Source organism: Erwinia sp. (assembly GCF_031978025.1).
In the GTDB taxonomy this organism is placed as follows: domain Bacteria; phylum Pseudomonadota; class Gammaproteobacteria; order Enterobacterales; family Enterobacteriaceae; genus Erwinia.
Window position 1 is genome coordinate 1 of sequence record NZ_DALZCD010000127.1, and the last position, 11971, is coordinate 11971.

13 protein-coding genes are annotated in these 11971 nt (G+C 51.9%); 6 read left to right on the top strand and 7 right to left on the bottom strand.

Features of this window, described 5'->3' with window-relative positions; translation table 11 throughout:
• On the bottom strand, nt 1–385 hold a 385-nt coding region (locus RTK32_RS11795; protein ID WP_312044148.1), incomplete at its 3' end, for a GNAT family N-acetyltransferase.
• A 303-nt stretch (nt 386–688) separates the two neighbouring features.
• Here RTK32_RS11795 and RTK32_RS11800 point away from each other — a divergent pair.
• Nucleotides 689–946 (top strand): hypothetical protein, encoded by a 258-nt coding sequence (locus RTK32_RS11800; protein WP_312044149.1) that lies wholly within the window; start codon nt 689–691, stop codon nt 944–946.
• 318 nt (nt 947–1264) lie between these two features.
• On the opposite strand, the gene RTK32_RS11805 is transcribed toward RTK32_RS11800, so the two are convergent.
• The 3 genes from RTK32_RS11805 to RTK32_RS11815 all read right to left on the bottom strand — a co-directional run bounded on the left by RTK32_RS11805 (nt 1265) and on the right by RTK32_RS11815 (nt 3770).
• Entirely contained in the window at nt 1265–1561 is a 297-nt protein-coding gene (locus RTK32_RS11805) for a hypothetical protein (RefSeq protein WP_312044150.1), read from the bottom strand.
• A gap of 36 nt (nt 1562–1597) precedes the next feature.
• The gene (locus tag RTK32_RS11810; protein ID WP_312044151.1) at nt 1598–1846 is read right to left on the bottom strand and encodes a DUF2442 domain-containing protein; all 249 of its coding nucleotides are present in this window, start codon (nt 1844–1846) and stop codon (nt 1598–1600) included.
• Between the two features lie 1129 nt (nt 1847–2975).
• Nucleotides 2976–3770 (bottom strand): helix-turn-helix transcriptional regulator, encoded by a 795-nt coding sequence (locus RTK32_RS11815; protein WP_312044152.1) that lies wholly within the window; start codon nt 3768–3770, stop codon nt 2976–2978.
• 86 nt (nt 3771–3856) lie between these two features.
• Here RTK32_RS11815 and RTK32_RS11820 point away from each other — a divergent pair, with 86 nt between their 5' ends.
• Nucleotides 3857–5044 carry an MFS transporter gene (locus RTK32_RS11820; RefSeq protein ID WP_312044154.1) on the top strand — a complete coding sequence of 396 codons (1188 nt, stop codon included), beginning with the start codon at nt 3857–3859 and terminating at the stop codon, nt 5042–5044.
• Between the two features lie 104 nt (nt 5045–5148).
• Here the strand turns inward: RTK32_RS11820 and RTK32_RS11825 are convergent, their stop codons facing one another.
• Nucleotides 5149–6054 (bottom strand): LysR family transcriptional regulator, encoded by a 906-nt coding sequence (locus RTK32_RS11825; RefSeq protein WP_312044156.1) that lies wholly within the window; start codon nt 6052–6054, stop codon nt 5149–5151.
• A gap of 128 nt (nt 6055–6182) precedes the next feature.
• On the opposite strand from RTK32_RS11825, the gene RTK32_RS11830 reads away from it, so the two are divergent.
• The 3 genes from RTK32_RS11830 (at nt 6183) to RTK32_RS11840 (ending at nt 8930) form a co-directional block, all read left to right on the top strand.
• Nucleotides 6183–7580, top strand: a complete 1398-nt coding sequence (locus RTK32_RS11830) for an amidohydrolase family protein (protein WP_312044158.1) — start codon at nt 6183–6185, stop codon at nt 7578–7580.
• A 439-nt stretch (nt 7581–8019) separates the two neighbouring features.
• Nucleotides 8020–8241 (top strand): hypothetical protein, encoded by a 222-nt coding sequence (locus RTK32_RS11835; protein ID WP_312044160.1) that lies wholly within the window; start codon nt 8020–8022, stop codon nt 8239–8241.
• A 152-nt stretch (nt 8242–8393) separates the two neighbouring features.
• Nucleotides 8394–8930: a GNAT family N-acetyltransferase gene (locus RTK32_RS11840; protein WP_312044162.1), complete on the top strand. Its 537-nt coding sequence runs from the start codon at nt 8394–8396 to the stop codon at nt 8928–8930.
• Nucleotides 8931–9058: 128 nt separating this feature from the next.
• On the opposite strand, the gene RTK32_RS11845 is transcribed toward RTK32_RS11840, so the two are convergent.
• Nucleotides 9059–9541 (bottom strand): glutathione peroxidase, encoded by a 483-nt coding sequence (locus tag RTK32_RS11845; protein ID WP_312044164.1) that lies wholly within the window; start codon nt 9539–9541, stop codon nt 9059–9061.
• 163 nt (nt 9542–9704) lie between these two features.
• Nucleotides 9705–10085: a helix-turn-helix domain-containing protein gene (locus RTK32_RS11850; RefSeq protein ID WP_312044166.1), complete on the bottom strand. Its 381-nt coding sequence runs from the start codon at nt 10083–10085 to the stop codon at nt 9705–9707.
• A 130-nt stretch (nt 10086–10215) separates the two neighbouring features.
• On the opposite strand from RTK32_RS11850, the gene RTK32_RS11855 reads away from it, so the two are divergent.
• Nucleotides 10216–11649, top strand: coding sequence for an MFS transporter (locus RTK32_RS11855; protein ID WP_312044168.1), 1434 nt, complete (start codon nt 10216–10218; stop codon nt 11647–11649).
• Nucleotides 11650–11971 lie beyond the last annotated feature (322 nt).

Genomic DNA, 11971 nt, shown 5'->3' on the forward strand with positions numbered 1-11971 from the left:
TCCTGTCGGCCCAGAGTAAAATTGCAGCCAGTGCTTCAGACGCATAACCTTTGCCACGGACTTCTGGCATTAGCGTCCAGCCAGCTTCAGGGTAGGCTAACTCAGGCGTGATATCACGATGCGCATCCTGAAAACCAAACGCACCAGCATAATGATTTGTTGATTTTTCAAACACTGCCCAATAGCCATAGCCTAACGCCTGCCAGTGCCCGATATAGCGTAATAAACGGGTCCAAATCATTTCTGCTGTGGGATTTTCATTACCACTGATTTTAGCCATTTCAGGGGTAGACCAGCAGGCCTTAAGGGCAGGAAAATCATCGAGGGTAAACTGTTTTAAAATCAGGTGTTCTGTCTCGATTTGAGGTGCTTGCTTTATAACCATCACTGTTCCTTATGCGGATCTTACGATTTGGCTAATTTACCATCAGGTGCGAGCTTAACCCAATAAATTAACATAACATTAATGGCATCCGCTCCTGGCGCGGAGCGTGCGCGGGCCAGTGTCCGCTTCGGGCGCAAAGTGGATATTCCGTTTAGGGGGCATCACCCCCGGCGCTTTTTATTCGTCATCCTGTAAAAGGATGAGTTTCCGGGATTACACTAACGACTAACTTTGTTAGTCACGCGGCGCAGGAGAAAACATATCAAAAGAAAGCTTCGTCAGCGCAACCAGCGTTGGCTATCCATGCAACTGCGACGTGCGCGTAATGAAGGCGTACCGTTTAGCTTTTTCATTAACCTTCCTTCCATTCGGGCTACAGCCTGCAATGGCGAGCGGCTCAACCGGCGTGGGCGCATCAAGCCAGACTGGCATCGGGGGCTGTTTCATCAGGGATGGGGAGAAGTCCCTATGGTAGGGCCGGGCGGTGACATTTATTGGTTTATCCGTTTTGAAAAAGAACAACTTCCCGCTGAGTTTCAGTCGTTATGGAGAGATGAGTAGCCAGACTTTATTTTTTCCTCACAACGGACTCAGGGTATCGCGGAACATTTCATCACTGAGTAGTGACGGTTATACGGTATGGATAATACTCAGACGGAGGGGAGGTATTATATTGGATGGCGATGCACCTGCCCGAATCCTCCGATACTCAAAAACCCCGGAGAAGTGTTGTTATAGCAGGTGTCGAGTTCTCTGACGGACAGGTTAAAAATATACGGCTTATTGATAGCGAAACCACGCGCTAAGTTGGATTAAAAAAACCGCCTGTGGAGGTATTTTTAGCCAGTAGCCATCTTTAATATCTACCCTAATAATGAATCACGCGCCGGTTACCGTGGGCGGGTGTTTTTTCATTGAGTCCTGTTTACCCGGGTTGCATTCCTGTGTTGTGCCAGGAAGATAAAATTTACCGGATAAATCAGGATCCGTACCGCCCGGACAACCCGGCCGACCGGGCGTGTTATCAGTACTGCCGCCATCTGAACCGTTTCCACCATCTGCGCCAGATGACCCCATATAGCCACCATGACCTTCTTTTCCTTTCGGGTCACCATGACCGGCACTTGCAGAACAAGCGAACAGCGCAAAAAAACAGGCCAGAAAATATTTACTCATCGTTATCTCTCCCTATGAAAAATTCAGACTTTGCGGCTATTTAACGAAGTGGGGCCGCACGGTTTGTAGTGGCTCCACGGCCAGTAGCCCTTCAAGCGACAAGTCTTCATTGAGCCCGTCCCAGTGAATGCCACGCGCACTCAGCTCAAACTTTGCCAGCTGCTCAATGTCGGCACTTTCCAGTACGGGAAAGTAAGCCAACGGAACGCCCAGGGTTCGGCCATCGCTTAGCTGCAGCCAAATTTTGCCCCTGTTAAATTCTGCTGCCGTGATGGAAACGCTCATGATCACCTCCGGTTGCCCGTTCAGATTATCTGTTTATAGTATGCGCGGATAACGCTGTCGTCCATAACGCCCACTCAAGAGCCGATAGCCTGAAGGATCTTTTTCGCGTGGCTAAACAGCACGCTCCCGCAGCCTGAGCAAGATTGACTAAATTAATTATTCGCGCGCTAAACCCGGTTTGAGGTGATAAAGAAATTAAGGCCGTCCTTCGCGCCAGACTCTCTTCTGACTGTTTTTCTGTCGCACCGATACAGGCAGAGATAATTTGGCAAATTGAGCAAGTTGTCACCAGTGCTGCGTCGCTGGCTGGATGCGCAGTTAGTAATGTGATCGCTGCGCGAGGAAACACTCCTTGTACAGGTCAATACGTCGTCGGCACTATTCAGTCATTGACGGTGTGCTGTTGCGATTTCTGCCCCTGTTAACCGGCCGTATTTATTATAAACGCTTACAGCATGGCCGGAAAAAGGAAAGCGCTATTGAGCGCTATAACCTGGGCCTGCTGAACCACTTTACCTGGGCTGGCGCGCTATTTTCCCCGCCAGCCCGGTGCGCCTCCCTGGCAGGATGCGCTTCCGGTAGCGGTATTGTCCCACTCTTTCTGAGAGCTTTTGCTTTTAATCTGTTTTGCTTCCTTCATTTACCCGGTTTATCGCCGCAGCCACCTATATTAACTTTTTGGTGTCTTCACTGAGGATGCTCGCTGCGCTAATCACCACCAACGCGCTTCTGGCTCGTCATTTTATCACAGCACTGACTGGATTCTTATATTGGTTCCTGCTGCTGTTAGCTGGAATGTTGAAACGTGTCTAAGCACATAGCCGGATAAGGCTTATAACCATAATGCTGAATATGTTCACTTCTGCATCGGATAGCGTCATAAATTTCTCCTTTATTCTATATTTATCCTTTATCGGAGGTGACCCCCCGACCGTTATCCAAATTATTTGAGAAAGGAACTCTTTTTTCAAACATCAAAGCGGGGCGATTGGCCTGGCCCCTTTATTTACGCGCTTTTTCTTCAACGTCCGCTACTGACAGGCAGCAGGTTATATAAAGGCGGATGCCAAATATAAAACGGGAGCGGTTATGACAACGTAAGTAATAACAGGCGAGTGAGTATGATATTTCAGTCAGCTGTCGAAAAATATTGTGTTGGCGATTTACCCAGAGCTTTTTTGAACATGGTGATAAAGGCGCTGACAGAATCATACCCCAGCGTGCCGGCGACGTTCTGAACGGACTGGCCCTCGGCCAGGTGACTTAGGGCAACCATCAGATGCAGCCGCTGGCGCCAGCGCCCGAAACTCATGCCTGTCTCGCTTTCCAACAGCCGGGCCAGCGAACGTTCGCTCGTTGCAAGCTGAGCAGCCCATTGTCGTAATGTGGTTCTGTCGCCCGGATCTGAAAAAAGTGCATCCGCAATATGCCTGATCTTAGAGTGGTCAGAGACGGGCAGATACAGCTCTTTAACTGGCTCGTTGGGAATTTGTTCGAGAAGGACAGCCGCAAGCCGGGCTGTTTTGCCTTCCACAGGATAAGACGGGTCCTGTTCTGCGAGATGAAGGATGAGTTCGCGGACAAGAGGTGTGATAGCAATCACACAGCAGATCTCTGGCATCCGTGCTGCGCCTGGCTCAATGAAAAGAAAGCAGGTACGCGCGTTTTGCGTGACGTGGCAACTGTGCAGTGAATGCCCGGGGATCCAGACGGCGTGGCGGGGCGGAACAAGCCACAGCGCATTATGTACCTCACAACTGACGGCGCCGTGCAAAGCAAGTATTAGTTGTCCTTTTCGGTGCGCATGGGGACGGCTGCTTAAATCGTCGTCTGCAGAAGTGACCCGCAGGGCGACTGCCGCCTGAGCGAAAAGTTCTGAATCAAACGCATCGGGTGAATAAACAGTTTTTTTATCTGTTGGCATAATTTAGATATATGTTGTCAGGTTATCTATATTATACAGCGCATGCCTGGCTTAAAGTTTCTCTTTTTTGAGGGAAAACCAGAAATATGTCAGACATCAGGAACAGGTGGCACGTCGCCGCCCTTATAGCAGGGATCATGTTGATTGCTGCTAACCTCCGCGCTCCGTTCACCAGTATTGCACCGATTTTACCGCTCATCCGTGACAGTTCAGGGCTAAGCATTACCGCAGCGGGACTTCTCAACGCCTTACCGCTGTTGGCTTTTGCCATACTGTCACCGGTAAGCGCATTCATTGCCCGGAGAGTAGGGCTGGAACGTACCCTTTTTTACGCGCTGGCAGTGATATCCGCTGGCGTTTTGCTCCGCCCGACAGGCAGCGTGTGGGCGCTATATGCCGGCACGATACTGGCAGGCGCGGGAATCGCGCTGGGCAATGTTCTGCTGCCGGGCCTGATAAAACGTGATTTTTCAGCAAATATGGCCTCCATGACGGGCGCTTATTCCATTACCATGGGGGCGGTTGGCGCAGTCGGTTCAGCCCTGATGATCCCCCTGACGCAGCTCTGGGGCTGGCACACCGCGCTGACCCTGATAATCGTCCTCCCGCTTATGGCAATGGTTCTATGGCTGCCACAGCTAAAAAAACACCCTCATACAACGTCAGTTCCGGAAACCGTTGCCAATGCCGCCGTCTGGCGATCCCCTTTGGCCTGGCAGGTCACACTTTTTATGGGGCTGAATGCCATGCCGTTTTATGTTGCCGTCGGCTGGCTGCCTGCCATTCTTGCCGATCGGGGAATGGCTGCTGAAAAAGCAGGCGCCATACATGGGATGTTGCAGCTGACCACGGCTGTTCCGGGGTTAATATTGGCGGCCACGCTACGTCGGCTGAAAGATCAGAGAATTGCCGCCGCCGCGGTTAGCCTGCTGTCGGCGCTTTCTCTTGTCGGCATCCTTTATGCACCCAATCTGGCGATGCTGTGGGCCGCCATTCTGGGATTTGGCTCGGGTGCCAGCATGATGCTCGGCCTTACCTTTATCGGGCTGCGCACAAGACATGCAGGCGACGCGGCGGCTCTCTCAGGCATGGCACAGTGTGTTGGCTACCTTATGGCGGCTATGGGTCCCCTGTTGTTGGGTAAAGTGCATGATGTGTCCGGGGGCTGGAGCGTGCCGTTGCTGATAACCGCCGCGATTGCTGTGGCTGGTGCCGTGACCGGTATAGCGGCTGGACGAAATGCATACGTGAAACCCGCCCTGTCCCCGAGCTAAAGCGTTGCTTTAACTGCAGGAGAAGCCTGGTAATGGGCTGGTCGGCTACAGGGGCTCAGGCCTGTGTAGAACAACGGTCAGCGTAAGCCTGACGCGGTTTACCTTTATTTTGCGGGCTTGTCCTGACCGATAAGCCCGGCAATCCAGTCAGCAAAAGCCCGCACCGCGGGAGAGAGAAAGCGCTGGTGCGGGTAAAGCAGCGTAACGGGCACGGGCGGCGGCTGCCAGTCTGCCAGAACCTCAATTAGCCTTCCTTCCCGCATATGTTCTGAAACAACGTTTTCAGCAAGCTGTGCCAGCCCGAAACCATCAAGACACATTTTTATATAGAGTCCCGTCTCATTCACGGCTACTTTGCCGTTCACGGGAATGGACAGCATATCGGTGCCGCGAACAAAGCGCATCTCATTTGCCCGCCTGGCCTGACCTGAAAAATAGTGGATTGCCTGATGGCCGGACAGATCTTCCGGTGACCGCGGGATACCGTTTTCCCGGAGATACGCTGGTGATGCACAGGTCTCCCAGCGTAATGGGCCTAGTGGGCGCGCAACAACCGTGGAGTCGTTGAGCAATCCCGTTCTGATCACACAGTCCACGCCTTCCTGAACCAGATCGACTTGCCTGTCGCTGACGCCAATCATCAGATAGATGTCGGGGTACAGGCGATAAAACGCCTGCAGATTGGGCAGCACGATAAAATGCGCAATGCCGCCTGGCATATCAATGCGTAAGCGTCCCTGCGGTCGTTTGACAGAATCTGTCAGGCTGGATTCTGCATGCTCTATTAACGAGAGGATTTCCCGACACTGCGTAAGATACTGCAGCCCGTGAGGCGTGAGGCTTACCCGTCTTGTGGTTCTGTTTAGTAGCCGAACCTGCAGGTGTTTTTCCAGGTTTTTAATCGTACTGGTCACGGTGGAGGCAGGCAGAGAAAGCGTTTCCGCCGCACGGACGAAGCTTTCCGCCTCCGCTACCCGCACAAAAATCTGCATAGACTGAATCCGATCCATATTTCTCTTCCCCTCGGCTGCGCCACTCAATTATTAGCAGATTATGAATAATGAAAACACGGTAAGCATCTTTTTCATCATAATGGAGAGGCGTACCTTTGCCTTTCCATTCTGCAAAGAGACTGAAAATGACTGATTATCTGAGAAATATCGTTAACCATCAGGAGATTTCCTCCAACAGGACGCTTATCCGTGGCGCAACCCTGCTCAGCATGGATAAGAATACAGGCAATATTGTTCGCGGTGACATTCTTATCAGCGGATCTACTATTACCGCAGTCGGAGAGAATCTGGATGCGAAGGGCGCCCGCATTATTGATGCCACGAATAAGATTGCGATGCCGGGCATGGTCGATACCCATCGTCACGCCTGGGAGGGGCAGCTGCGTCGCATCAACCCTGATGCCGAAACGCTTGAGGATTACTGCAACGCCACACATTTTTCTTTTGCTAAATACTATCGTCCTGCCGACATATACGTCGGTAATCTGCTCACTGCCCTGGGCTGTATTGATGCAGGTATCACTACCGTTATTGATAACTCGCATAACAGCCGCACCGCAGCACACTCCGATGCGGCCATTGAGGCGCTGCTTGATGCGGGCATTCGGGCCGTTCACGCTTCCGGGCCTCCGGTAGCCGGCGACTGGGATAAGGCTCACTGGCCGGACAACTGGGCGCGGCTGCAGAAAAAATATTTCAGCAATGATAACCACAGCCTGGTTACCCTGGCGGCGATGGCACAGCTTGAGCCTGAGCGCTGGGCCGAAGCGCGCAGGCTGGGACTGCCGATTATTACCGAGTTCTTTGGCGGCGAAATGGCGTCTGAACTCGACGCGCTGCACAGGCAAGGTCTGCTGCGCACGGACAATATTTTTAACCACTGTACCGCGCTGCCGGATGAAGGATGGAAAATACTGCGGGAAGCAGGCGTGCGGGTAAACGTCTGCCCACGCTCCGACGCACACTATGGCATTGAAGACGGTATGTTCGCGATTCAGTCCGCGCTGCGTCATGGCATTAGCCCGGGGCTTAGCGTCGACAACGAAACGTCTTACAGTGGCGACATGTTTATGGAAATGCGCGTGGCATTTTACCTGCAGCGGGTGATGGGTATGCATCAGCAAAATCGCTGCGGTTCAGCGCCCGCCCTGAAGACGCTTCGGGCTGTACAGCTCCTTAAAGCCGCCACGGCCGATGGTGCTGCCTGTGCCGGCCTGCAGGATAAGACAGGCAGCCTGACGCCGGGTAAGCAGGCCGACCTCATTCTTATTAATACCGGCGATATCAACCTCTATCCATCCGGCAATGCCTTTGGCACCGTAGTGCATGCAGCAGAGCGCAGCAACATTGATACCGTGATGATTGGCGGACGTATCGTCAAGCAGGACGGCAAGGTTTTGGGCGTGGATAGCGCACGCCTGCGTGCGGCCATTGATGAATCACGTCAGCACCTGTTTACTTCCGCCGGGTATAAGCCAGACATCTTCGCTGAAGCTTTCCTGCCGCTGGAGCAGGCTCGCTAACAGGCACGAACAGCATCAGCGCATGTCTCAATCAAATGCCATGAAGTCGGGTAGGGACAGGGACTCTGTATTCAGTAACTTTGCCGTTTTAATACGGGCGACGCCCCATCCCGGTAACGCTGTACAAGCGTCCATTGACGGTGCTTTAAAGCAACGGGATGTGTATCACAAGTAAGGGCAGGCGTTTAATGAAAAACAGGCTGTTTAGTAAGACCGGTATTCTGTCAGGCGGTATAAAAATATAGAAGAGAACGGCTTTAAAATGATGAAAGAGCCATTATTTAAAGCTGTTCGCCACGAGCAACGCCCGTTTCTGGCAGGCATCAGCAGTCGCCGGGGCAATATCGGCTTTAAGCGGAAAACTGCCTTTGCAGGTTTGGCTTAACCTGAAGTGAAATCTTGATCGCATAACGCGCAATATCAGAGAATTCGGCAAATAATGTCTTACAGCGCACGGGATGAAGGGGCCTGGCGAACCCTGGCGCGCATCACCAGCCAGATGCCGATCGCGGAAATCGCCATTACGGACGCTATCTGCCAGGATTGCGGTTCATCAAACGGCGCACAATGCAACAGTCTTTCCGGTTGTAACGGCCTGTGCTGGCAGATGCAGGGAAAGCATCGTTTTTTTCGGCCAGGTTATTTCCAGTTGCTGAAATAAAGGCGGCTGATGTGAGCATATTGTCTGCATGAGTGAATAACAGACGCACATGACAGCGGACAAAACAATTGCTTTATGACTAAAGCCTGTTTAAATCAACAGACTGTCTACATTCAGGCTAATACATTTAAATCAGCATTCTGGGGGTAAATTTGTCTCTTGAAACCCAACGTTTACGTCTTAGACCGGTAGTTGCTTCAGATGTGGCTGATTTGTTCAGGATATATGGCGACCCGGCTACAAACCAATTCAATCCGGCAGGCCCTTTTCCGGACACTCAACATGCAGAAGCGGTTCTGAATAATTGGGTTAACCACTGGGAAACCAATGGTTTTGGCAACTGGGCAATATCGCTTGGCGATAGCCCTGACAATGTCATCGGATTTGGTGGATTGAGTATCGTCAACTATATCGATAAACCCTTTAATAATCTGGGATATCGGTTTGGGACCGAGGTGTGGGGGAAAGGACTGGCGACAGAGCTTGCGAAATTCGCTGTAAAATATGGGTTTGAAATAATCAGGCTCACAGAGGTTAACGCCGTGGTCAGAGCAAACCATTTTGCATCGCAAAAAGTGCTCCAAAAAGCAGGCCTGAGTTATCTCAGTGATATACATGACGTCAAAGACGCTTCGCCAAGCCTGCTCTATGCTCTTAGTTTCAGCGACTGGAAGAGAACGCAACTTTGAATACATGCTCAGCCAGGCTGAGAGAGGCGTTTATAAACCGGGGCCTGCTGGTAAAAGCAGTTATAAGCACCCGGCTCTATCGCTGGTTGGAAACAGCCGAAGAGGCCGTGTACAAATGACAGTCGCTTTCAGATTTCAAGGGCAGTAAGAATAGCGGCTTCCATTTTTTCCGGGGTGGAAATCGGTGCAAAACGCCTCAGCGGTTTGCCGTCGCGTCCGATCATGAACTTAGTAAAATTCCATTTGATCCGTCCGCCCAGCACGCCGGGCAATTCGTTTTTCAGGTAACGAAACACCGGATGTGTTGAGGGACCGTTGACCTGTACTTTTTCAAACATCGGGAAGCTCACGCCGTAATTGACGTGGCAGGTCTGCGCGATTTCGTCGGCACCGCCGGGTTCCTGCTTCCCGAACTGGTTGCAGGGAAAACCCAGCACCACCAGCCCCCGGGCCGCGTACTGCTTGTAGAGTGATTCGAGGCCTGCGTATTGTGGCGTAAATCCGCAATGGCTGGCGGTGTTCACCACGATAACCAGCTTGCCAGCATAGTCGGCCATAGAGATAAGCTGGCCACCCAGGCTGGTGGCATGAAGGTCATAAAAAGTGGTCATATCGGCATCCCCAAAATGGCTTACCTCACAGATTCGTTGTGTAAGACAGGATAATACCCGGGCAAGCAGAAGGACACATTTTCCGCGCCCGCTTCTGGCCAAAGCTTGTTGCATCCACCGGTTGAACTCACAGCGAGAAGCGGTCTTATACGCTCGGTTTCCTTCACTTTTCCCTTGCGCGCGCCTTCTGTTCAGAGGATGGCGTCGGCAGATGCTTTGTCGTTGATTCCTGTGTCAGTGCATCTTTTTCCACCGCCCCCAACAAAGCATCAAGTAGCCCGGGAAAGCGGGCGTCAAGCTCTTCGCGACGCAGCGACAGTAAGTTTTCGCGCCCAAAAGGCCGCTGCCAGATAACGCCACTGTCTCGTAATACACGCCAGTGGTGAGTCAGCGTTGACTTAGGAATACCGCTAAGCACGGCGCTACAGGCATGCTCACCGCCGCCAGCCAGCACACGCACCACAGTCAGACGGAGGGGATTCCCCAACGCCGTCAGCACGTTTTCAAGACGTATTTGATCCGTGGCAGGGTGGTTCGAAAGCATAGGATTTCTCATCAGGTTGGTAACATGCCAACACTCTACTTTAAATTTTATCAGTTGACTAATGTACGAGTATATACATACATTAATTGTACGTATGTACTCGTACATTAGTTTTCATGGAGAAGATTTGATGGTTACTGCCTTACCTGATTCACCGGTCCCTCGCTTTCAGCACTTAAGCCTTGCGCTGCTTGCCTTCGCTCAGCTCATGTACTCCCTTGACATCAATATTGTGTTTGTAGCCCTGCCGGAAATTGGCTCGGGGCTGGGGTTTTCAGAGCACACGCTCCAGTGGGTTGTCAGTGCTTATACGGTGTGCTGCGGAGGATTTTTATTGTTCGGTGGACGAGCCGCCGATCTGCTGGGGCAACGTCGCGTGTTTATTGGTGCGTTATGGCTGTACGCGCTCTCTTCACTTGCCGGGGGAGTAGCATGGAGTCCTGTCGTCATCGTTATTGCACGAGCCATACAGGGCATAGGCGCGGCATTACTTTTTCCTGCCACGCTTTCGCTTATAAACAGATTGTTCGAGGAGGGGCCGTCACGTAACCGGGCACTGGCTGTCTGGGGAGGCGCGGGCGCAAGTGGTCTTACTCTGGGATCGCTTGCCGGTGGGATACTCACCAGTCTCTACGGCTGGCCGGCAGTATTTTTCGTCAATGTTTTACTGGCGGCTATAGCTATTTTCGCGGCGTTTTTTGTGTTACCAAAAGACAGTTTCCGGAAAGAGCGCCGCAGCTTCGATTTGCCAGGCGCTGTGACCGTAACCCTGGGCGCCATTCTGCTGGTTTATGCTCTGGTTCAGGGGCCGCAAGAGGGCTGGTTGTCAGAGCCTGTTTTCTTATCACTGAGTCTGGCGGCGGTATTTCTGCTGGCGTTTACTTTCATCGAGTCTCGCAGCCTGGATCCATTAATGCCGCTACGCTTATTCAGAAACCGCAGCCTCGCCACAGGCATGGCGATCACGTTCATTTATATGGGAACCTTTGGTGCTCTTCCTTATTTTCTGACCGTTATGTTTCAGGACATTATGGAATACAATGCTTTGCAGACTGGCATGGCATTTATTGTTCCCTCGCTGGCCATTTTTGCCGGAACGCAACTCGGCGCCCGGCTTGCAAATCGTCTGTCAGTACGCACCGTTTTGCTGGTCGGTTTTTTAACCGGCATTGCGGGTACGCTGGCCCTGGTGCCATCAGCCTTTTCAGGTGCCTCTTATATGGCCTTACTCCCCGGACTGATCATTTCAGGAACAGGGCAGGGAATGGTCTGGACGGCCATGTGGATAGCTACTGGTTCAGGCATAAAGCATGGCGAACAGGGGATCGCTTCGGGTATGGCTTCTACCACGCTGAATGTAGGTAACGCGATTGGTATTGCTTTATTGGTTGCTTTATCCGGAAGCGGCACTGAAAGTCTGCAGCAGGGAAAATCTGGGAACAGTCTCGAAACAGCCTTACAGCTTGCCTTTTATCTGGCAGCAGCCGGACAGGTCGCAGGGCTTTTTGTTTCCCGTCTGTTACCCCGCAAAGCTGAAGCTGGTTCGCAGGTTGAAATTACGTAGCCGACAATCAGTATGCTTTGATAATCACTTCAGCTGAAAAGTATGCGTGAGAAAGACCTGCTGTAAGGCAGGTTTTTTCATTATGGCTACATTAAACCTTCACCACTCAGAACGTCCCGTTGATTCGTACACCATAAGGCTTGTCATGTCCGTTATAAGCACAAACGGACAACGACCGGAAGTCTGTTGAGTTGAACATAACGTTCCAATAGCGCCCTTCAATGAGATCACCGCGCAGGCATAGCAAAGGTCTGCAAGCGCTCATGATCTAAACGAAAGTACTGCTTTTCCTCAATCAGGGACGCGCCGAGAGAAAGATAAA